The organism is Mycobacterium montefiorense, from assembly GCF_003112775.1.
GTDB lineage: Bacteria > Actinomycetota > Actinomycetes > Mycobacteriales > Mycobacteriaceae > Mycobacterium > Mycobacterium montefiorense.
On sequence record NZ_BFCH01000032.1, the window covers coordinates 34836 to 56604 of the forward strand.

19 protein-coding genes and 3 pseudogenes are annotated in these 21769 nt (G+C 66.1%); 13 read left to right on the forward strand and 9 right to left on the reverse strand.

The genetic code is table 11. The annotated features are described in order from the left end of the window. The first annotated feature begins 11 nt into the window (after positions 1–11). The gene (gene trmD, locus DB708_RS23590) at positions 12–710 is read left to right on the forward strand and encodes a tRNA (guanosine(37)-N1)-methyltransferase TrmD (RefSeq protein WP_108925901.1); all 699 of its coding nucleotides are present in this window, start codon (positions 12–14) and stop codon (positions 708–710) included. Here trmD and DB708_RS23595 read toward each other — a convergent pair. After that, complete coding sequence (locus DB708_RS23595; RefSeq protein ID WP_108925902.1) at positions 707–1666, reverse strand: hypothetical protein; 960 nt, start codon at positions 1664–1666, stop codon at positions 707–709. The two genes, trmD and DB708_RS23595, sit on opposite strands and share 4 nt — an antisense overlap. Before the next feature lie 343 nt (positions 1667–2009). Between DB708_RS23595 and rplS the strand changes: the two genes are divergently transcribed. The 4 genes and pseudogenes from rplS to DB708_RS23615 all read left to right on the forward strand — a co-directional run bounded on the left by rplS (position 2010) and on the right by DB708_RS23615 (position 4463). Next, a complete protein-coding gene (rplS, locus tag DB708_RS23600; protein ID WP_108925903.1) occupies positions 2010–2351 on the forward strand; it encodes a 50S ribosomal protein L19 in 342 nt (113 codons plus the stop codon). Positions 2352–2543: 192 nt separating this feature from the next. Beyond that, positions 2544–3323, forward strand: coding sequence for a signal peptidase I (gene lepB / locus DB708_RS23605; protein ID WP_409347627.1), 780 nt, complete (start codon positions 2544–2546; stop codon positions 3321–3323). 2 nt (positions 3324–3325) lie between these two features. Beyond that, a pseudogene (locus DB708_RS23610) lies at positions 3326–4091 on the forward strand (ribonuclease HII); the annotation flags it as partial. 66 nt (positions 4092–4157) lie between these two features. Continuing rightward, complete coding sequence (locus DB708_RS23615) at positions 4158–4463, forward strand: DUF2469 domain-containing protein (RefSeq protein WP_007171389.1); 306 nt, start codon at positions 4158–4160, stop codon at positions 4461–4463. On the opposite strand, the gene DB708_RS23620 is transcribed toward DB708_RS23615, so the two are convergent. Next, positions 4464–5228, reverse strand: a complete 765-nt coding sequence (locus DB708_RS23620; RefSeq protein WP_108925922.1) for a GAF and ANTAR domain-containing protein — start codon at positions 5226–5228, stop codon at positions 4464–4466. A gap of 249 nt (positions 5229–5477) precedes the next feature. Between DB708_RS23620 and fdhD the strand changes: the two genes are divergently transcribed. Then, positions 5478–6299 (forward strand): formate dehydrogenase accessory sulfurtransferase FdhD, encoded by an 822-nt coding sequence (fdhD, locus tag DB708_RS23625; protein WP_108925906.1) that lies wholly within the window; start codon positions 5478–5480, stop codon positions 6297–6299. 18 nt (positions 6300–6317) lie between these two features. Here the strand turns inward: fdhD and DB708_RS23630 are convergent, their stop codons facing one another. The 4 genes and pseudogenes from DB708_RS23630 to DB708_RS23645 all read right to left on the reverse strand — a co-directional run bounded on the left by DB708_RS23630 (position 6318) and on the right by DB708_RS23645 (position 11341). Beyond that, positions 6318–7526 (reverse strand): cytochrome P450, encoded by a 1209-nt coding sequence (locus tag DB708_RS23630; protein ID WP_108925907.1) that lies wholly within the window; start codon positions 7524–7526, stop codon positions 6318–6320. Positions 7527–7673: 147 nt separating this feature from the next. Beyond that, positions 7674–9128, reverse strand: a pseudogene (locus DB708_RS23635) (MFS transporter); the annotation flags it as partial. 301 nt (positions 9129–9429) lie between these two features. Further along, the gene (locus tag DB708_RS23640) at positions 9430–10431 is read right to left on the reverse strand and encodes a GlxA family transcriptional regulator (RefSeq protein WP_108925909.1); all 1002 of its coding nucleotides are present in this window, start codon (positions 10429–10431) and stop codon (positions 9430–9432) included. 28 nt (positions 10432–10459) lie between these two features. Further along, complete coding sequence (locus DB708_RS23645) at positions 10460–11341, reverse strand: MBL fold metallo-hydrolase (RefSeq protein WP_201263604.1); 882 nt, start codon at positions 11339–11341, stop codon at positions 10460–10462. A gap of 179 nt (positions 11342–11520) precedes the next feature. Here DB708_RS23645 and DB708_RS23650 point away from each other — a divergent pair, with 179 nt between their 5' ends. Genes DB708_RS23650 through dprA form a run of 3 tightly spaced genes read left to right on the forward strand, consistent with a single transcriptional unit; the run spans position 11521 to position 14572 of the window. After that, the gene (locus tag DB708_RS23650) at positions 11521–11898 is read left to right on the forward strand and encodes a YraN family protein (protein WP_108925911.1); all 378 of its coding nucleotides are present in this window, start codon (positions 11521–11523) and stop codon (positions 11896–11898) included. Next, complete coding sequence (locus tag DB708_RS23655) at positions 11898–13409, forward strand: YifB family Mg chelatase-like AAA ATPase (RefSeq protein ID WP_108925912.1); 1512 nt, start codon at positions 11898–11900, stop codon at positions 13407–13409. The genes DB708_RS23650 and DB708_RS23655 overlap by 1 nt, the downstream gene beginning before the upstream one ends. Continuing rightward, entirely contained in the window at positions 13406–14572 is a 1167-nt protein-coding gene (dprA, locus tag DB708_RS23660; protein ID WP_108925913.1) for a DNA-processing protein DprA, read from the forward strand. The genes DB708_RS23655 and dprA overlap by 4 nt, the downstream gene beginning before the upstream one ends. On the opposite strand, the gene DB708_RS23665 is transcribed toward dprA, so the two are convergent. Continuing rightward, the gene (locus DB708_RS23665; RefSeq protein ID WP_108925914.1) at positions 14565–15479 is read right to left on the reverse strand and encodes a beta/alpha barrel domain-containing protein; all 915 of its coding nucleotides are present in this window, start codon (positions 15477–15479) and stop codon (positions 14565–14567) included. The two genes, dprA and DB708_RS23665, sit on opposite strands and share 8 nt — an antisense overlap. Further along, positions 15476–16708: a CaiB/BaiF CoA transferase family protein gene (locus tag DB708_RS23670; RefSeq protein ID WP_108925915.1), complete on the reverse strand. Its 1233-nt coding sequence runs from the start codon at positions 16706–16708 to the stop codon at positions 15476–15478. Before DB708_RS23670 ends, DB708_RS23665 begins: the two co-directional genes overlap by 4 nt. Positions 16709–16887: 179 nt before the next feature. On the opposite strand from DB708_RS23670, the gene DB708_RS23675 reads away from it, so the two are divergent. The 4 genes and pseudogenes from DB708_RS23675 (at position 16888) to DB708_RS23690 (ending at position 21005) form a co-directional block, all read left to right on the forward strand. Beyond that, complete coding sequence (locus tag DB708_RS23675) at positions 16888–18267, forward strand: MFS transporter (protein WP_201263605.1); 1380 nt, start codon at positions 16888–16890, stop codon at positions 18265–18267. A 19-nt stretch (positions 18268–18286) separates the two neighbouring features. Beyond that, positions 18287–19386 (forward strand): annotated as a pseudogene (locus DB708_RS28350) (PPE family protein). A gap of 133 nt (positions 19387–19519) precedes the next feature. Continuing rightward, complete coding sequence (locus DB708_RS23685) at positions 19520–19819, forward strand: PE family protein (RefSeq protein ID WP_108925916.1); 300 nt, start codon at positions 19520–19522, stop codon at positions 19817–19819. A 10-nt stretch (positions 19820–19829) separates the two neighbouring features. Further along, the gene (locus DB708_RS23690; RefSeq protein ID WP_165839904.1) at positions 19830–21005 is read left to right on the forward strand and encodes a PPE family protein; all 1176 of its coding nucleotides are present in this window, start codon (positions 19830–19832) and stop codon (positions 21003–21005) included. A 1-nt stretch (position 21006) separates the two neighbouring features. Here the strand turns inward: DB708_RS23690 and DB708_RS23695 are convergent. Next, the coding region (locus tag DB708_RS23695; protein ID WP_235616919.1) for an IclR family transcriptional regulator at positions 21007–21769 on the reverse strand (763 nt) is incomplete at its 5' end.

The following is a 21769-nucleotide window of genomic DNA, read 5'->3' on the forward strand; positions in this document are numbered from 1 at the left end:
CGCGCATCGACATGAAGATCGACATCGTGACAATTTTCCCGGACTTCCTGGACCCGCTGCGGCAATCGTTGCCGGGCAAGGCAATTGCGTCGGGCCTGGTCGACCTGCGGGTACACGACCTGCGGGGGTGGACCCACGACGTACATCACTCGGTGGACGACGCACCCTACGGCGGTGGGCCGGGGATGGTGATGCGGGCGCCGGTGTGGGGCGAAGCACTGGATGAAATCTGTTCTGAAGAAACACTATTGGTCGTTCCGACCCCGGCGGGCGCGCTGTTCAATCAAGCCACCGCCCAGCGCTGGAGCGCCGCGAGGCACCTGGTGTTCGCTTGCGGGCGCTACGAGGGCATCGATCAGCGCGTCGTCGAGGACGCGGCCCGGCGCATCCGGGTCGAAGAAGTCTCAATCGGTGACTACGTGCTGCCGGGAGGCGAGTCGGCGGCCGTCGTGATGATCGAGGCCGTGCTGCGGCTGCTGACCGGCGTTCTGGGTAATCCCGCGTCGCACCGCGAGGATTCGCACTCGCCGGCCCACGGGGGTCTGCTGGAGGGGCCCAGCTATACCCGGCCGTCGAGCTGGCGGGGCCTGGACGTCCCCGAGGTGCTGCTGTCCGGCGACCACGCGCGTATCGCGGCCTGGCGCCGGGAAGTTTCGCTGCAGCGCACTCGCGAGCGCCGCCCCGATCTGGATCCGGACGATTCGCCTTAGAAAGGCGTGGGACCTATGCGGCCGCCGGGGAACATCGTCTTGACGGCCTGGGTGATCGTGTCGCGCGCCGTGGCGTCGTCGGAAGACTGCAGCGACTCGACGACCACGATGTAGCGTCGGTCCGCGCCCACCACGCCGGTCGACAGATGCATCCATTCGGTGCCGATGCAGCACATCCAGCCCTGCTTGACCGCCACCGGCTCCGCGAACAGACCGTCGGGGATGCCGAACCGCTGCGGGTATCCGTCGACCCCGTTCGGGGTGGATTGCGCCAGATCGTTGACGATGATCTTGGCCCGCTCCGCGGGCAGCCCGCCGCCCCCGTCGAGCAGCTTGTCGTAGTAGTTGATCAGGTCGGTCAGCGAGCTCATCGTGTTCCACCAGCGCCCGTCCGACGGCGGGGTGGTCGACGACAGCCCGTAGCGTCCCGCCACCTGGCTGATGATGTTGTCGCCGCCGTCCTGATCCCAGAACCTCTCGGCGGCGCCGTCGTCGGACGACTTCAACATGACGTCCAACGCCTGACGGTCGTCGGGGGACAGCCTGGTCTTGCCCTGGGCTTCCTGCAGTAGCAGGTCGTCGGCGATGAACAGCTTTGCCACCGACGCGGTGCCGATGATCTGGGTGTTGCCGTTGGAGATCAGCTCATGCGTCTTGCGGTCGAGGATGCCCACCGAGAGCGTGGCCCCACTGGCCGCCGCCTGCTCGGTCGCCTGCTGCATGCGGGCCTGCAGCCCGCCGAATCCGGCGATCGGGGCCGCTGGCACGTCGCTGATGTCCAGCAGCAACTGAACGAGTTGCTGCTGATGATCGGCCGCGCCGGGGGTGGACCTGCTGGACCCCTTCGTCGGGGTCCTTGCCTCTGGTGATGCCCCGAGCCTTGCCTCGTCGCACCCGGCCAACACCAGCGTCACCGCCGCGATGGCGGCGAGCGCGGTGAGCGGGCGTACACGCATCGTTTTCTTCTCCCAAGTTCTCCGACGTAATGCTGCTGTGGGCGGTCGTTTCGCAATCTGCCCGGGCGTCTTCGAGTTCGGGTAGCGACTAGCGTGTTTTGACCCCAGTCATATGTACCATTCACCAGCGCCTTCGGGGCCCCATGAACCGCAGGGTTTACCTGTGATTTTCAATGCATGCGGGGTGTCTGGCACAATTGACCAGTTGTCTCCAGCGACCGCCGGCCGGCCGGGCCGCTTTTCGCTCGCTGCGAGATACGACCCAAAGCCCGAATCGGCTTAACGACCACCCCTGCGTGCGGGCAGTTGCCGCACGCCGCGACCTCAAGGAAGTGTCTCTGCGATGAACAGGCTGGACTTCGTCGACCAGGCGTCGCTGCGCGACGACATCCCGGCCTTCAGCCCGGGCGACACCATCAACGTGCACGTCAAGGTCATCGAGGGCGCCAAGGAGCGCGTCCAGGTGTTCAAGGGTGTGGTGATCCGCCGGCAGGGCGGCGGCATCCGCGAGACCTTCACCGTGCGCAAGGAGAGCTACGGCGTTGGCGTCGAGCGGACCTTCCCGGTGCACTCGCCGAACATCGACCACATCGAGCTGGTGACCCGTGGCGATGTCCGCCGCGCCAAGCTCTACTACCTGCGCGAACTGCGCGGCAAGAAAGCCAAGATCAAGGAAAAGCGCTGACCGGGTGCGTCACGGCGGTCGCTGCGGCACGCCACGACGCTTTACAAACACCCAAATCGCGCTGGCTACTCTGATCTCGTGACGGATTCCACGGACTCACCCGTGCCCCAGTCCGAGCCTGGTCAGTCGGAGCCGAAGGTCTCCACCCGCGCCGCTGATGATCCCTCAGACAAAACGGCCGAGGCCACCGACGTGCCCGAATCGGACGAGCAGTCCGACGCGGACGAGCCGGAACCCAAGAAGAAGTCCGCGCTGCGTGAGCTGGCGATCCTGGCGGTTACCGCGATCGTCCTCTACTACGTCATGTTGACGTTCGTGGCGCGTCCGTATCTGATTCCGTCGGAGTCGATGGAGCCCACGCTGCACGGATGTGCGGGTTGTGTGGGCGACCGGATCATGGTCGACAAGCTCAGTTTCCGCTTCGGATCGCCGCATCCCGGCGACGTCATCGTCTTCAAGGGACCGCCGTCCTGGAACGTCGGCTACAAGTCGATCCGGTCTTCCAACACCGCGCTGCGCTGGGTCCAGATTGCGCTGTCGTTCATCGGTTTCGTGCCTCCGGACGAGAACGATCTGGTGAAGCGGGTCATCGCGACGGGCGGGCAGACGGTGCAGTGCCGGGCCGACACCGGGTTGACGGTCAACGGCAAGCCCCTCAAGGAGCCCTACCTGAACCCCAGCACCATGATGGCCGACCCGTCGGTGTACCCGTGCCTGGGCAGCGAGTTCGGGCCGGTCACCGTCCCGAACGGACGGCTGTGGGTGATGGGTGACAACCGCACGCATTCGGCGGATTCGCGCGCCCACTGCACCAGCACCCCGGCCGATGCACTCAAAGGCATTCTGTGCACCGGTGATCCGATGTCGGGGACCGTGCCGGTGGACAACGTCATCGGTAAGGCCAGGTTCATCGTCTGGCCGCCGACACGATGGGGCCCAGTGGGTTCGGTGAACCCACAGCAAGGTCGGTAGCAATGGCCACGACGTGGCCGCCGCGGACGGTGATCCGCAAATCGTCAGGGCTGCGCACCCTGGAGTCCGCGCTGCATCGCAGCGGCCTGGGACCGGTGGCCGGCGTGGACGAGGTGGGCCGCGGTGCCTGCGCGGGCCCGCTGGTGGTAGCGGCCTGCGTGCTGAGCCCTAACCGTCTGGAAAGCCTTGCTGCTCTTGATGATTCGAAGAAGCTCACCGAGAAGATACGGGAGAAGCTGTTTCCGTTGATCTGCCGCTACGCGGTGGCCTATCACGTGGTGTTCATCCCGTCCGTCGAAGTCGACCGGCGCGGCGTGCACGTCGCCAACATCGAAGGCATGCGGCGTGCGGTGGCCGGTCTGCCGGTGCGCCCGGGGTACGTGCTCAGTGATGGGTTTCGGGTGCCCGGCCTGCCGATGCCATCGTTGCCGGTGGTCGGTGGGGACGCGGCCGCCGCCTGCATCGCAGCGGCCAGCGTGCTGGCGAAGGTCAGCCGGGACCGGCTGATGGTCGCGATGGACGCCGACCACCCCGGCTACGGCTTCGCCGACCACAAGGGCTACAGCACAGCCGCGCACAGCACGGCGCTGACCCAGCTCGGGCCGTGTGCTGAGCACCGATATTCATTCATCAACGTGCGGCGCGTGGCCTCCCCGTCCGGGAACGGCTCCCGGACGCGGGTGGTGGCTGAATGCAAACCGGACCCTCCGGACGAGCGGGGCGGACGCCGGTGAGGAAAGATGGAAGCAGCCTTCTCGCCCGGCGAGCACGCTGTGGGTCAGCGGCCCGTGCGGGAAGTCGGAGAAACTGGCAGGGAAAAGGACGTCTGAGCAGATGAGTGCCGAAGATCTCGAAAAGTATGAAACCGAGATGGAGCTCTCGCTCTACCGCGAATACAAGGACATCGTCGGCCAGTTTAGCTACGTGGTGGAAACCGAACGGCGCTTCTACCTGGCCAACAGCGTCGAGATGGTGCCGCGCAACGCCGACGGCGAGGTCTACTTCGAGCTGCGGCTCTCCGACGCGTGGGTCTGGGACATGTACCGGCCGGCCCGGTTCGTCAAGCAGGTGCGGGTGGTGACGTTCAAGGACGTCAACATCGAAGAGGTCGAGAAGCCCGAGCTGCGGCTACCCGAATAGCTAATCGCCGGGCGCAGGCTCTTGCTCACCGTTGGGCGGCAGGCCGCCGCGCCGGTCGATGACCTCGCGTGCGACGTCGGCCAGCTTGATGTTCAGGGCCTGCGAGTGCCGGCGCAGCAGTTCGAACGCCTCGTCCTCGTTCAGCTCGTGCAGCAGCATCAGCATGCCGACGGCCTTGCCGATCTCGCGGTTGCTGAGCAGTCCCCGTCGCAGGCTGGCGGCATCGTCGCCCTTTGCTACCGCGTTGATCGCCACGCTGGCGAACGATGCCAGCACCGCCGCCCGTCCGGCCGATTCGTCGTCGAACATGTTGGGGGTGTCACTGAACAGGTTGAGCGCGGCGCCCTTGCGCTTGTTGACCAGCAGCCGAAATCCCATGGCGCCGCGTACCGGCGTCTCCTCCAGAAGCCGGGCCGCGAGCTTGGGCCAATGCGACGGCGTCGTCAGATCCGTGTCGATCTGCGGAGTCTCCTCCTCTATCGCGTCCAAACACGGGCCGTCGCCGGCTTCCAGCTCCATCTGATCGATTCTCTTCGCAAGCGCGTCGCTTGCGCCGACGGTGACGTAACGGTCGTTGTCGAGCACCAGCAGGCTGGCGTGGTCGCAGCCGCGGATGGCCAGGGTCGCGGCGACGCAGATGGCTGCATACATCTGAGTGGCGTCCGAGCCTTGATAAATGATCTCGGCGAGGGCCGCAAAAACCGTCGCCGGATCGGCTTTCTCTCCGCCCGGTATCGACTCGTCGCCTTTTGCTTCATCTGCCATGTTGTGCCTCATTTCCGCCAGTGGCGTCACCCGCGTTCGGCGCGCCGCAATTCGTCGGCCAACAACGCAAGTTTTACCCCTGTCGCCCCATACTCATCCACCGGTAACCGATAAACCACCGTCGACAGTAAAGCAATCGCCCCCGAGCGGCGTCGAAATTGGCCCCACATTTGGCGGCCGGGCGACCAGGCGCGAGCCAATGTAGTTTGGCTTAGTGAGGTTTCAGCGCCCGTCCGGAGTAATGAACCAGTGGGAAACGTAACCGCGCGCCGGCGCGCAACCCACCTCGCCGCAGGTCAGGCGATTACCCGGCCCGAAACCCTGGCCGTTGAGGAGCCACTGGAGATCCGCGTCAACGGCACACCGGTCACTGTGACCATGCGGGCCCCCGGTTCGGATTTCGAACTCGCGCAAGGCTTCCTGCTCACCGAAGGTGTGATCGCGCGGCGCGAAGACGTGCTTACCATCCGCTATTGTGGCGGTCGCGGCGAGAACGGCGCCAACACGTACAACGTGCTGGATGTGACGCTGGCCTCCGGCGTGAATCCGCCCGATCTCAACGTGACTCGCAACTTCTACACCACCTCCTCGTGCGGGGTCTGCGGCAAGGCATCGCTGGACGCGGTCCGGGTGATCAGCCGTTTTCCGCCGGGGGATGACCCGGTCACCGTCGCCGCCGCCACGCTCAAGGCGACACCCGGTCAACTGCGCAGTGCGCAAAAGGTTTTCGACAGTACCGGTGGGCTGCATGCCGCCGCGCTGTTCGATACCGACGGCGCGATGCTGGTGGTTCGCGAGGACATCGGCAGGCACAATGCCGTCGACAAAGTCATCGGCTGGGCGCTTGAACACGAGCGGATACCGCTGACCGGTTCGGTGCTGCTGGTCAGCGGGCGGGCGTCATTTGAGATCACCCAGAAGGCCGTGCTCGCCGGGATTCCAGTGCTGGCCGCGGTGTCGGCGCCGTCGTCACTGGCGGTGTCGCTGGCCGAGGAGTCCGGGCTCACGCTGGTGGCGTTCCTGCGGGAGGATTCGATGAACGTCTACACCCGCTCCGACCGTATTGGCTGATCGGCGAACCTCGACGCGTCAATGCACGGCATCGAATTCGATGGGAAGTGTTGTCGGACCGGCTAGTTCGGTGATGGGCTTCCACGGCGCAGGACCGCTGCGACGTGGATTCGTGACCTTGCCCGTGATCACCCGCAGCGCCTCGGCCAGCTCCATGCGCGCGAGGTGGCCACCGAGGCAGTAGTGTGCACCGCCTCCGAAGGTCAGCATCGCCGGCGCCTCCTCCCGGGTGAGGTCGAGCCGAGCGGGATCGTCGTAGACAGCCGGATCGCGATTGGCCGCAGCGGTATTCGCAATGACCAACGAGCCGGCCGGTACATCCACATCATCGAGTTCAAGGTCGACCACGGCCTGTCGCAACACCCTGAAGTTGACCGGTGAGTGCCGCATCAGTTCTTCGACCGCTCGCGGCGCCAGTTTGGGACGGCTGGCCAACAGCTCCCACTGGTCGGGGTGATCGGCCAGCGCCTGCACGGAGGCGGCCAGCTGATTGCGGGCCGTGTCGGTACCCGCGACGAGCAGAATCACGGCGAGGCTGACTACCTCGGCATGAGTCAATCGGTCGCCGTCGTCCTCGGCGCGGATCAGGTCTGAGATCAGGTCATCGGTCAGCGACCGCCGTCGCGCGGCGATCAGCTCCTCGACGTAGGCCTCGAGACGCTCCCACGATTGCAGAATGGCGGCCTCGTGCTCGACGACGTTGAGGCCCAGGACCCGTGCGAGATCCCCAGCCCACCCGGAGAAGAGTTGCCAGTCGTCTCGAGGCGCGCCGAGTAGCGAGCAGATGATCGCGACCGGGTAGGGCGTGGTGATCTCGGCGACGAAGTCACAGCTGCCATTGGCAAGGTGCGGGTCTAACAGCTCGGCGATGACGTCGCCGCACGCGGCGCGCATCCGCTCGGCGCCGCGTGGGGTGAATGCGCTTGCCACGATCCGGCGCAACCGGTGGTGCTCGGCGCCGTCGATGCACAGCAACCACTTGGTGTATCGATCCCAGATGGGGCCGGACGTGATGCCCTGTACCACAAGCCCGATCCCCGTCGGGATGGTGAACCGGGAATCTCGCAGTACGGTACGCACCATGTCGTAGCTGAGTACCTCGGGCAGTCCGTAGGGACCGATCCCGATCGGCCCCTGGCGTAGCGCCTTTGCCAGCACCTCGTGGACTTCGTCGGGGTCTCGGTCATTCTCGTAGACGATGCGCGGAGCGTCCATGACACTGACCATCGCGGTATCGTACGCCTGTTTAATAAGGTCAGAGGCAAAAATTTCGCATTACTCGATAACCGGACCCGCCCGCGTCCGAGGCGGGCTGCGATGTCGATACGGGTGAGTTTCCGACGGCCGTGCCACGTTGCTGAGTGCGGAAAGTCAGTCGTTTGCGCCGGCTTTCATCGGTTCGCCGGAAATCGCCGCTGGGTGGGCGCCGACCATGAACAGTGCGGCGACCAGGCCGAGCAAGGCGACAAACGCGGGCAGCAGCATCGACTGCGACATCGCCGCCGAGAACGGCTCGCGCAGCGAGTCAGGAAGTTGTACGGCGGCCCTGAGTGGACTGCCCGGCCCGGTGGGGGGGTTTACCCGGGTGTGGGCCGGCATCACGTCGGTGAGCCGCGACGTCATGAACGCGGCCATGCCGGCGCTGCCGAGCGCGGTGCCGAGTTGCTGGGTCGCGGTGAACACACCCGAGCCCACGCCGGCCACCTGGGCCGGCAGATTCCGCGTCGCGGTCGTGGTCAGCGGTGACCAGACGAAAGCCATTCCGACCCCGACGGCGATGATCGGTGCCACCAGCCGCCAGATCGGCGTTGCCGGGGACATCTCCATCGAAAGCCAGGTCAGCGCGATCGCCAGCACCGAGAAGCCAAAACCGAGTACTCGCCGCGGCGCAGACCTGTCAATGATCTTGCCGGCAACCGGCGCGAGCAGGGCACTGACGATCGACACCGGCATCAGGACCAGGGCCGAGCGCAGCGCCGACAGCCCGCACGCCTTCTGCGCGAAGAAGATCACCGGTAGTACCAGGGCAAGCCCGATGAAGCAGACAACCACGCCCGCGAGGTTGCACAGGGCAAAGTCGCGGTCACGGAAGATCTCCATCGGAATCAGCGCCCCGCGGGTGTTGACTGACTCCCAGTACACGAGCAGAACCATCACCGCGATACCGGCGGCGATCATCGCCCAAATCCACGGCACCCAACCGACGCGCTCACCATGCTGCAAAGCGAAGACGATCAGGAACAAGCCCGCCCCGGACAATCCCACGCCGACCAGATCAAACCGTTCGGGATTGGTGGGCAGCACCGGGATCAATCGAATCCCGAGCGCGAGCCCGACGATGCCGATGGGGACATTGACGAAAAAAATCCACCGCCAGTCCAGCGCGTCGACCAGCACACCGCCCACCAGCGGCCCGACCAGCGCGGCGACCCCACCGACGGCGCTGCGGACACCGAGCGCGACACCGCGGCGTTCGGGGGGAAAGATCTGGGTGATCGTCGACAACGTCTGCGGGGTGATCAGCGCCGCACCGATGCCCTGCACCACGCGCGCGGCAATCAGCATGTCGACGGTGCGCGACAAGCCGCACCACAACGAGGCCGCGGTAAAGACCGAGAGGCCGATCAGATAGATGTTCTTGGCGCCCACTCGATCACCCAGGCGGCCGGCCACCAGCAACGGCACCACATACGCCAGCAGATAGGCGCTGGTCACCCACATCACCATGGCGTAGTCGGTATGGAGTTTGGCCATGATGGTCGGGTTGGCGACAACGACAATGGTGATGTCCGCCATGATCATGAAGCGGCCGACCATCATGGCCCACATTGCGCTCCATGGCTTCCGCGATTCGGCGCGAGTCACCGGTTGATCCCGAAAGTTCCGGCGCCGGCGCGCCGAGCCTCACTCCTGGCGTTGGTCATCCACCTGCAACCTCGTTTCCGAACATGATTTAACGCCTTGTTGACGCCTTATGACGAGCTTCGGCGTCAAGCGGTAAGGCGGGATTCGCGTTGGTAGACATGGCGTTCATAAGTGCCTGCCCGCCTTACGGATACAGCGGCCGCCGACTGTGATGCGGTTGATCGCGCAGTAGCTACTCTTCGGGCGTAGCGCTCGCTATCCTCGGTCAAACATGTTGTGCTTCAGTAGCTTCGGAGGTGGTCTGAGCTCGCGGCCGGAATTTCATCCGATACCGCAGCGGATTGATGCCGACCTGGCGGCGGAAATGGCGACGCAACGTGATGCCGTTGCGGAACCCGGCCCGCCGCGCGATGTCATCGATGGACAGCTCGCTCTCTTCGAGTAGTCGCTGCGACAGCAGCACCCGCTGATACAGCAGCCATCGCAGCGCGGAAACTCCCGCCACTCCCCGGAATCGGCGGTCGAACGTACGTCGGCTCATCATTGCCCTGCGAGCCAGATCATCGACATCTACCGGCTCGGCGATGTGTTCGACCGCATACGCCATTACGTCGGCCAGTTCGGCTTCGGGTTTGGGGACCGGCAACGCACCGTCGGCGAATTGGGGGAGGTCGCCACGGCGGCGGGGCGGCATGGCCATCCGGCGGGCAATCGCTGCCGACGCTTTCGCGCCCCACAGCCGGGTAACCAGGTGCAGGCAGGCGTCCAATGCAGCTCCGGTGCCGGCCCCGGTGACAATGTCGCCGTCATCGATGAACAAGATGTCGGGGTCCACCGAAACCCGCGGGTACATCGCGGCCAACGAAGGTGCGTAGAACCAGTGTGTCGCCGCCTTGCGGTCGTCCAGCAGCCCGGCCGCAGCCAAGACGAATCCGCCCAGGCAGAAACTTACGATGATCGCGCCATCGGCATGGGCTGCTCTGATGGCGGTAAGCGTTTCCTCGGGCGGCTTTTCGCAGATGTCACGCCAACTGGGCAGCACGATGACTGCTGCCTCGGCGAGCGCTTCCAGGCCGTGGGGAGCGTCGAGGACCAAACCTGCGGTCGTCGTCAGCGGGCCCGGCTCACCCGCGACGGGGAGCAGACGAAATTTCGGGGCTCCACTGGCGGAACGGTCCATTCCGAAAACACTTATCGGCACCGATGTCTCGAAAATCGGTGCTTGATCGAATATCACCACAGCTATTGCTAGCGGATCCCGGCTCATCAGTTACCTCCGCGGCGGCGACCTGGACTCAAGTGTCCCACCGGGCCGGGCGTCGCGATCCAGAAATGACCTGCCCGTCGCCACCCACCGATACTTGTTCGCCGGGCTCGAGGAGCACCAGACGGGGTTCTGATTCTGGGGCGCCGGCCTCGAATGCTTGGCGCACCGCCTCGTCGCCCTGGGTCAGCAGATCCCACCCGTCCAAATGTGCCGGGATCGCCGTGCGTGCACCCAGGATCCGGGATGCCTCGAAGACCTCATTGCCGTCGAGAGTCAGGTACGCGTCCATCAAGGGGCTACGCGCGCGGCCGCCGAACACCACCGCAACGTCGATGGGTCCGGCATGGTGGGCAACCTCGCGAACGACCCTCAACGACGCGTTGTCCCCACTGACATAGATCGTAGGAAGACCGGCCGAGGTGAGCACGAAACCGATGACATGGCCGGTGAGGTGTTCGGTGTCCTCGGGGCCGTGGTGGGCCGGTACCGCGGTGATCTTCAACGCGTCTGCGACGGCGTTCGTGACGTGCGCGCCTCGCCACGGCGTCATGCCGATTGCATTGTCGCCCAGTCTCGTTGCGCTCTGCTCCGTGGTGTAGACGACGGGCACTCGATTCAAGAGGGCGCGACCGAGGTCGTCGAGGTTATCCGGATGTTGTTCATGCGACAGCAGTACTGCGTCGATGGGCGGGAGGTCGTCGAGTGCGATGGCGGGCCCGGTCACTTTGTTCAGCAGCCGCCCCGCGACTGGATGAGCACCGGGGGGGTCGAAGGTCGGATCTGTCAGGAGGTTCAACCCGCCGACACTGATGAGCATCGTGGGTCCGCCGATCAAGGTGAACTGCGCTGCGGATGTCGAGGCGTGGGTGGCTGGTGCGGTGGTCAGCACCGGGGTGTTTTCGCATGTCACAGTCCGATGGTGCTGCCGCGCGGGCCGTGTGTGTGAGGCGTTGGCGGGCCGAAGTTCGATCATTTCCAGCCACGGGCCGGCTGTGCATCGACGCCGGACTGGGGATAACCGGTCGCCATGCCGGGCCCGCGGCGCCCGGTGCGGTACGTCATGTCGGGCCCACCGAGCATCTTGGCCGCATGACAACCGCAAAGACACCGACTCGGATCGAGTTGGGAGCGATGGGTGAGGCCCTCGCCGTGGAGTACCTGACCCGGATGGGATTGCGGATCCTGGACCGCAACTGGCGGTCCAGGTACGGCGAACTCGACGTGATTGCCGCCGACGACGCCACCGGCACGGTGGTGTTCGTGGAGGTCAAGACGCGGACCGGCGACGGATATGGGGGTCTGGCACACGCCGTCACACCCCGCAAGGTGCGGCGGCTGCGGCGGCTGGCCGGACTCTGGCTGGCCGCTCAGGAAGGGCGCTGGGCGGCGGTCCGCATCGACGTGATCGGGGTGCGGGTCGGGCGCCGCCGCACGCCGGAGATTTCGCATCTGCGGGGGATCGGCTGATGGCGTTGGGGCGCGCGTTCTCGGTCGCGGTGCGCGGACTGGACGGACAGATCGTGGAGATCGAGGCCGACATCACCTCGGGGCTGCCCGGGGTCCATCTCGTCGGGCTGCCCGACGCCGCGTTGCAGGAGTCGCGCGACCGGGTCCGGGCCGCGGTGACCAACTGCGGAAACAGCTGGCCCATGGCCAGACTCACGCTTGCGTTGTCACCGGCGACGCTGCCGAAAATGGGGTCGGTCTACGACATCGCCCTCGCGGCAGCGGTGTTGTCGGCGCAACGCAAAAATCCGTGGGAACGCCTGGAGAAGACGGTGCTGCTCGGCGAGTTGTCGCTGGACGGCCGGGTTCGGCCGGTGCGCGGGGTGTTGCCGGCGGTGCTGTCCGCCAAGCGCGACGGCTGGCCCGCCGTCGTCGTCCCGGTGGACAACCTGGCCGAGGCCAGCCTGGTCGACGGAATCGAGGTCTGGGGCGTTCGCACACTAGGGCAACTGCAGGGCTGGCTCGGCGGGTCGGCCCGGTTGGACGAGCGGACCCGGGCGGCGGCCACCGGTCCGGAGCCGGCGGGAGATCTGGCCGACGTGGTGGGGCAGGCGCAAGCGCGCTTCGCGGTCGAGGTGGCGGCCGCCGGGGCGCATCACCTGATGCTGACCGGCCCGCCGGGTGTGGGTAAAACGATGCTGGCGCAACGTCTTCCAGGTTTGCTGCCCAGCCTGACGGACGACGAAGCCCTCGAGGTGACCGCGATCCACTCGGTGGCCGGGCTGTTGTCTGCAGATACGCCGCTGATCACCGAGCCGCCGTTCGTGGCGCCGCACCACAGTTCCAGCGTCGCGGCACTCGTCGGCGGCGGTTCCGGAATGGCCCGCCCCGGCGCGGTCAGCCGAGCGCACCGCGGAGTGCTGTTCCTCGACGAATGCGCCGAGATCAGTGTCAGCGCGCTGGAAGCATTGCGAACACCGTTGGAGGATGGTCTCATTCGGCTCGCACGCCGCGACGGGGTGGCGTGCTACCCGGCCCGCTTCCAGCTGGTGCTGGCCGCCAACCCGTGCCCCTGCGCGCCGACGGATCCACAGGATTGCATCTGTGCGGCCGCGACCAAACGGCGCTACCTGGGCAAACTTTCGGGTCCCTTGCTGGATCGGGTGGACCTGCGGGTACAGATGCATTCGGTGCGGGCGGGCGCGTTCGCGGCGGCGGACGGGGAATCCAGTGCGCAGGTGCGCCAGCGGGTGGCGCAGGCCCGCGAAACGGCCGCTGCGCGTTGGCGGCCGCACGGTTTTGGAACCAACGCCGAAGTCAGCGGAACGTTGTTGCGGCGCAAGTTCCGGCCCAGCAGCACAGCAATGGATCCGCTGCGCCTTGCGGTGGAGCGTGGACTGCTCAGTATTCGCGGGCTGGATCGCACATTGCGCGTCGCGTGGAGTCTGGCCGACTTGGCCGGCCGAAGCTCGCCGGGGCTCGACGAGGTGGCCGCCGCGCTGAGCTTCCGGCAGCTGGGAGCGCAACGATGACCGCGGCCTTCGACGATCCCGCGTGGTCGGCCTGGGCTTACCTGTCACGGGTCGCCGAGCCGCCGTGTCCCGAACTCGCCGGTCTGGTGCGGTGCGTCGGCCCGGTTGAGGCCGCCGAGCGGGTCCGGCGTGGACTGGTCGGCGACGAGCTGGCGCAGCGTACCGCGGCCAGGCGGGAAATAGACCGGGCCGCGCAGGATCTCGACCTGCTGGCTCGTCGCGACGGTCGGTTGATCACACCCGACTGCCCGGAGTGGCCGCTGGTCGCTTTCTCGTCGTTCGATGGAGTCGGGGCGCGGCCGCGCGGCGCGCCGCCCATGGTGTTGTGGGCGCTGGGTCCGGCGCGGCTGGACGAGGTGGCAGCGCGCGCGGCCGCGGTGGTGGGTACCCGGGCGGCGACCGCTTACGGCGAGCAGGTGGCCTCCGACCTGGCGGCGGGGTTGGCCGAGCGCGACGTCGCGGTGGTATCCGGTGGTGCCTACGGCATCGATGGGGCGGCCCACCGCGCGGCGCTGCACTGCGACGGAATCACCGTTGCGGCGCTGGCTGGGGGCATCGACATCCCTTATCCGGCAGGGCATTCGGCGCTACTGCACCGGATCGGCCAGCATGGGCTGCTGTTCAGCGAATACCCGCCCGGCATCCGCCCCGCCCGGCACCGCTTCTTGACCCGCAATCGTCTGGTTGCCGCCGTCGCGGGGGCCGCCGTGGTGGTGGAGGCGGGCGTGCGCAGCGGCGCCGCGAACACTGCCGCTTGGGCGAGTGCATTGGGCCGGGTGGTGGCCGCGGTGCCCGGACCGGTCACCTCGTCGGCGTCCGCGGGCTGTCACGCGTTGCTGCGCAACGGGGCGGAGCTGGTTACCCGGGCCGACGACATCGTCGAACTTGTCGGCCGCATCGGCGAACTCGCCTTCGAAGATCCCCGGCCCGCAACCGCTTTCGACGGGCTGGGCGAGGCCGAACGCCAGGTTTACGAGGCGCTGCCCGGCCGCGGTGCCGCGACGGTCGACGAAATCGCCATCGCATCCGGGCTACCGCCCGAGCATGTGCTGGGACCGCTGGCGATGCTCGAGGTGGCCGGGCTTACCGAGCGCGACTGTGGGCGATGGCGCATCGCTTCTGCCCGCGGCCGCGCGGAGGCGACGCGGCTGCGGGCTACGTGACCCACGGGAATGCGTCGGCCGTGGACCGTGCGCCTTCGGCGGCGCGGGAGCGGTTCGGCTCGTCGAGCTGGGCCAGGATCTGCGCGCCGGCGGTCACGACGCCGGAGAACACCGAGGGAGTGAGCCATGGGGGCTGCAGCGCGAACAGTAGATCTTCGGTGGAGGTGTTGCCACTTGCTCCGGGGGCGAAAGGACAGCCGCCCAGGCCGCCGAGCGCCCCGTCGACCATATCGGCGCCGGCTTGGATCGCGGCGATGGTGTTGGCGACTCCCAAGCCCCAGGTGTCGTGCCCGTGGAAGACGATCTCGAGTTCCGGCGCGAGATCGCGGACTTGCGTGACCAGCTGCCGCACTTCATCCGGTGTGGCCTGGCCGAGGGTGTCGCACAGCATCACGCTCGAGATACCTGCCGCACGGTTGTCGCTCACCAAGTCGATGACCTGTTTTGGGTCGATCGTGCCCTGGTATGGACAGGTGAATGCGGTAGCCAAGGTCAGTTGCAGCCGGGCACCACCGACCGCTGCGAAGTCGACGGCCTCGGGGAGAGCGGCCATGCTTTGCTCGGTGGTACGCCCGACATTGGCGTAGTTGTGTTGATCGCTGACCGACAGACAGTATTCGAGGTTGCGTGCACCAGCCTCGATGGCCCGAGTGACGCCGCGCGGCGTGGCTGTCCACACCCAACACCGTTGCAGCTCTTCGGGAGTCAGCGCTTCGATGACCTCAACGGTGTTGGCCATCGGGGGCACCAAGTCGGGTCGTGCCATCGCCCCGATCTCTAATGCGTCGATGCCGGCGTCCAGCAGCGCCCGTGCCAGCCCGACTTTCGTGTCCGTGTCGAGCAGCTTTCCGGTGAGCTGCAAGCCGTCGCGCAGTGTGACATCGCGCAATCGCGCCGAGGTTGTCATCCGGTCAGCTCCTCGATATTGGGACGGTTGAGATCGCGCCGCACAACCGCGGCGCCCAGTATCTCCTCGGTGTGCTCGCCGAGATCGGGCCCGAGCGTGCGGATTGCCCGCGCTCCCTCGCCAATCCGGGGCACGATGCCCGGGAACGCGACGTCGGGCAGGGTCTCGGTACCGGTGGATACCGGCATGTGCTGGATCATGCCGCGCGCCAAGAACTGCTCGTCGGCCTTGATGTCGGGAGCGGTATTGATCGGGCCGGCCGGGACTCCGGCGGCTTCAAGCGCCGAAAGTGCTTCGCGTGCGGTCATTGTGGCGGTCCACGCCCCGATCGCTTTGTCGAGTTGGTCGCGGGCCTGCCACCGCAGCGCGTTGTTGACCAGCTGCAGGCTCTCGGCAAGCTCTGGCCGGCCGATCAGCTTCATGAACCGGCGATATATGCCGTCGCCGTTGCCGGCGATCACCACCCAGCGGCCGTCGCCGCACAGGTACGCATTGGAGGGGGCGATACCTTCCAAGCGGCCGCCGGTGCGGGCACGAGTGACGCCGTAAGCGTCGTACTCGGGGACCAGCGATTCCATCACCGAGAAGATCGCTTCGGTCAACGCGACGTCGACGGTACGGTCACATACTGGCGTGGATCTGCCTGCTGCCCGGTCTCTTTGGCGTTGGTGCAACGCAACCAGAGCACCAAAGGCCGCGTAGATTCCGGCGATGGAGTCGCCGATGGACACACCCGTGCGCGACGGTGGACGGTCGGGATCGCCGGTGAGCGCCCGCAGACCTGCCATCGCTTCGGCAACCGCGGCGAAACCGGGCTCATGCCGCCGCGGTCCGGTCTGCCCGTAGGCCGACACCCGCACGATGATCAGGTCGGGATTCTGCGCGCTGAGCTCGGCCGGGCCGATGCCCCACCGTTCCAGCGTCCCCGGGCGGAAGTTCTCCAGCACGATGTCGCTGCAGCGGGCCAACTCGCGCACCACCGCCTGACCGTCCTCGCTCTTGAGGTCGACGACCACCGACTTCTTGTTGCGGTTGATGGTGCGAAACAGCATTGAGGTCGTACCGGAGTACAGGCGCCAGGTGCGCAACTCGTCCCCGGTCTCCGGCCGCTCGATCTTGATCACTTCGGCGCCGAAATCGGCCAGGAGCCGTCCCGCGGTGGGCGCGGCGATGTAATTGCCCAGCTCGAGGACGCGTACTCGGTCGAGCGGTCCGTTGGCTTCGTTCACTGGAATCCTTCCTGTAACCCATATCGTGCACTGCTACCCACAATATGGCAAGAGACCCCTTCCGTTCAGTGACGGGACCCGCTACAGTCGGACCTTGTTGCCTGGCTCACATTGCAAGCGACAAACCACGTTGTAGATCTGCTGCGAAGGTGGCGGATCGCGAGAACGAGAAGGTGGGAATGACCGCATCACCGATCACGGCAGTGGGCACGGACTCCGTCGGCGAGCAATTGGATCGCTTGCCGGTGGGGGCGGTGCACCGCAAGGTTGTCGTCGCGGTGGGACTCGGCTTGTTCTTCGAGATGTACGAGATCTTCTTGTCCAGCACCCTGAGCGCCACGCTCAGCCACGATTTCGGAATACGGGGCACCGCCCCCCTCAAGCTGGTCCTGGCGTCGTCGTTCATCGGAATGTTCTTCGGCGCGGCATTTTTCGGCCGGCTCGCCGACCGGATGGGTCGCCGAAAGGCGTTCCTGCTCGGCCTCAGCTGGTTTTCAGCCTTCTCGTTGGCCGGTGCGTTTGCGCCGTCTCCCGCGTTATTGGTGCTCGCGCGATTCCTGGCCGGCGTCGGGATCGGCGCCGTGTATCCGGTCGCCGACTCCTACCTTGCCGACGTCTTGCCCAAAGAGCACCGTGGCCGGCTGGCCTCCTATGCCGATACCTGTTCGTTTCTGGCGGTGCCCTTCGCCGCCTTTCTGGCGTGGTGGTTGGCGCAGCATTCGCCGCTCGGCATCGCGGGGTGGCGCTGGCTGCTGGCGCTGGGCGCCGGTGGCGCGGTGATCGTGTTCATCCTCAACCGCTGGTTACCGGAGTCGCCGCGCTGGCTGGCGTCGGCGGGACGGTTCGAGGAGGCGCAGCGGGCACTGAACGCGTTCGCCGCCGGCTCGGATGTGCCTGCGGTGCAGATCAATGCCGGCCCGCAGATCGGACGTGTCGGCCGGCCCGCTCAGTCGGCACTGACGCAACTACGGCGTGCCCCGTACAACCGCCGGGTCGTGATGCTGACGGTGTTCCACCTGTTTCAGACATACGGCTACTACGGGTTCGGCACGCTTGCCGCACTGGTGCTGGTCAGTCGCGGCTACGACGTCACGTCCTCGATGCTGTTCAGTGCGCTGTCGTTTCTCGGATATCCGATCGGGTCCCTGATGGCGATCCCACTGCTGGCCAGATTCGAACGCAAATTCCTGCTCGTCGGCTCGATCGTGGCCGTCGCGGGATTCGGACTGTTGTTCGCGACACAGTCGTCGGTCGCGTTGATCGTGGTGTTCGGCTTCATGACCACCGCCACCAGCAATATCTTCTCCAATGTCTATCACGTCTACCAGGCCGAGATCTTCCCGACCACGGTGCGCGCCACGGCCGTTGGATGGACGTACTCCTTGTCCCGGTTATCCAGTGGCGCTTCGCCTTTCGTGCTGATCCCGATCCTGGACCGCTACGGCGCCGGTGCGATGTTCACCGTGGTGGCAACGGCGTTGGCCGTCGTCATCGCCGCTGTTCTCACGCTGGGCCCGCGCACGTCGCGGCGCAGTCTCGAGGAGATCAACCCGGTATGAGCGTCCAGGAGTAGTAGTGATCGATTTTGGGGCGCTACCGCCGGAAATCAACTCGGCCCGGATGTATGCCGGTGCCGGGCCGGGGCCCATGATGGCCGCGGCCCATGATGGCCGCGGCCCATGATGGCCGCGGCCGCGGCCTGGGACTACCTGGCCGCCGACCTGGCGTCGAGTGCGGCCAGCTATTCGACGGTGACGGCGGAGCTGACCTGCTCGTCGTGGTTCGGCCCGGCATCGAGATCGATGATCGCCGCTGCTGCGCCTTATATCTCGTGGCTCAGCGCCGCCGCGGCGTTGGCCGAACAGACGAGCAGCCAGGCCAAAGCCGTCGCGTCGGCCTTCGAAGCGGCCTATGCGATGACGGTCCCGCCGCCGGTGATCGCCGAGAACCGTGCCGAGTTGATGCTGCTCGTCTGGACCAACTTCTTCGGCCAGAACACTCCGGCCATCGCGGCCACCGAGGCCGTCTATGCCGAGATGTGGGCGCAGGACGCCGCGGCCATGAACGGTTATGCGGGCTTCGCGGCAACTGCTTCACAATTGGCCCCGTTCACCAAGCCGGCCCAGACCACCGACCAAGCCGGACTGGCCCAACAGCAAGCTGCGGTCGTTCAGGCCGCGGTCGAAGCGGCGGGGACCGACGCCCCGCCGGCGACTCAGCAATCGCTCAACGACATCATCAATACCTTGTCCAGCCAGATAAAGGGACTTCTATTCGGTCCCCTGGATGTCATCTACTGGCCTTGGATGTACGTGGGAAATCTGATTTTCTCGCAGCTAGGTGTGCTGTGGCCCGAGCATGTCGGCGCCGCAGTCGGCTTCTCTGCAACGCCCGCCCTCGCGGCGCCGGTCCATCTTGGCGGTGGGCTGATCGCGGCAAACTTGGCTTCGTCAACCAAGATTGGTTCGCTATCGGTTCCAACGAGCTGGTACGCGACAGCGCCCAAGGCAGCAGTCCAGGCGATCGGCATCGAGGATGTCAGCGGGCCGTCGAATCGACCAGAGACGCTGCTCGGCCCACTAGCGCCGGCTCGCGGCAGACGTAACCGTGGCGGCTTGCCGCCCCGCGAATACGGATTTCGCCCCCGATTTACTGCTCGTCCACCATCGGCCGGATAACGCCATGGCCCGAAACATGATTCGAACACCAAAGCCTTCGAATGTGATCGTCGAAGAGTGCGATCCAGTCGTTGTCGGTACCGAAAACCCTCGAGGCTCATTGAGCCGGAAGGTTATTGAGTAAGGAGATCACATGTCCTTTGTCACTGCGAAACCGGAAGAGTTGATGGCAGCGGCTGGTGCATTGCGGACGATCGGCTCTGCACTTTCGGCGCAGAATGCGGCCGCGGCGGCGCCGACCACCGGGGTGATTCCCGCTGCCGCAGACCACGTGTCGATACTGACTGCGGCGCAGTTCGCAGCCCATGGAGAGCTGTATCAGCAGGTCAGTGCACAGGCGACGGCGATTCACGAGATGTTTGTCAACGCATTGGATGTCAGCTCGAGATCGTATGCGGCCACCGAGGCCGCTAACGCAATCGCAGCCGGTTAAGGGGCTCGTGATGCTCGACTTTGGGGTGTTACCACCGGAGGTTAACTCGGGACTGATGTACGCGGGTGCGGGCTCGGCGTCGATGATGGGGGCGGCTTCCGAGTGGAATATCCTTGCCTCTGAGCTGAATTCGGCTGCCGCCGCCTACGACCGGGTGGTGACCACGTTGTCCAGCGAGGAGTGGTTGGGGCAGGCCTCGGCATTGATGGCCGAAGCCGTCACCCCGTATGTGCAATGGATGAGAACCACTGCCGCTGCGGCTGAGCATGCGGCCAGTCAAGCCACGTCCGCTGCGCAGGCCTTCGAAACGGCGCATGCCGCGATCGTGCCGCCGCCGGTGATCGCGGCCAACCGCGTCAATCTGGCGCAGCTGCAGTCCGCCAACGTGATGGGCCAAAACACCGCGGCGATAGCGGCTTTGGAAGCCCAGTATCAGGATATGTGGGCAATCGACTCGGACACGATGTACAACTATGCGGGCCGATCGGCGAACACCTCGGCGGTCAAACCGTTTACCTCGGCACCTCATATGACCAACCCGGGTGGTACCGGAAAACAGGAGTCCGCGGTCGCCGCGGCCACCGGTACCTCGGTGGGCACGGCGCAAAACACGTTGCGCAGCAGGATGAGCAACATCACCTCGACGTTGGGAAAGCTGGCCCAGGCCGCCGCACCGGCGGATGATCCGGTCAAGGACGCGCTGACCACAGGGCCGCTGGGATGGCTGGGTGACCTTCTCACCTTCTACGCGCCGTTTTCCACCACGTTTTACAACACCGAGGGCCTGCCCTTCTTCTCCGCCGGCCTCGCCAACACCTTTCTTTCGATCGCGAAATCCACGGGTGCACTTGGCGGTGCTGCGAGCGCGGCCGCCCCGGCGCCCGCAGCACCGCCGGCAGGCGGGCCGGGGCTGGCCGGTGGCGGGGCTCCGGTTACGGGAACGTTGGGCAATGCAGGATCGGTCGGACGCCTATCGGTTCCGCCGGTCTGGGCCAACGGGAGCCCGGTGGGAGCGGAGGCCGCGGCCCCGCTGCCGATCAGCAACATCAGGGAGACGCCGGACTCCGGGATCGGAAACGTCATGGGCGGTCTGCCGTTGACCGGCCCGGGAGACGGCGGCGCAGGCAGGACACCCAGATACGGCTGGAAGCCCACCGTGATGGCGCGCCCGCCTTTCGCGGGCTAGCTCAATACGGGAGCCGGCCGCCGAGGGTGCGGGTCGCCTGGTCGGCCGCGCCAACAACATTGTCGGCCCACAGTTCGGCGAGCTCATCGGAGAACCGGAAGCTGGGTCCGCTGATCATCAGCGCACCCAGCACATGACCATGCGAATCGAACACCGGCGCCGCGACGCCGGTGGCGCCCTCATCGCGTTCGCCGCTGGTGATGGCGAAACCCATTCGGCGTGTCTGTTCGACCTTGGTGCGCAACAGGTCTGGATCAGTGACCGTCGCATCGGTGAACCGGATCAACTCAGACGCCAGTACCTCTTGCAATGCTTCGTTATCCCAGGCCATCAAGACCCGGCCCGCCGAACCGACATAGAGCGGAATGATCTTGCCGACATGCATCTCACGACGGATGCCGTGGCGTGATTCCGCGAGTGCGACACACACCCGGAAAGGACCCTCGCGACGGAAGAAGCACGCGGTCTCACCGCTCGCGTCGCGCAGCGTTTCCAGCGCCGGTGACACCGCGTCCAGCAAGCCCATGCTGCTCGCGACCGGAGCCGCCCAGTATGCGACCCGGGCCCCGATCCGGAAACGGTCGTCGATCCGATCGAGGAACTCCTCGGCCACCAGGTTGGCCACCAGTCGCTGCACCGTCGACGTCGGATACCCGGTCCGGGCGCGAATCTCGCTGAGCGTCAACTCCGGCTCAGACAGCGTGAAGGCGTCCATGATGCCGCGAATCTTCGCCAGTACCAGCAACGGCTTCATGCCCGCGGAC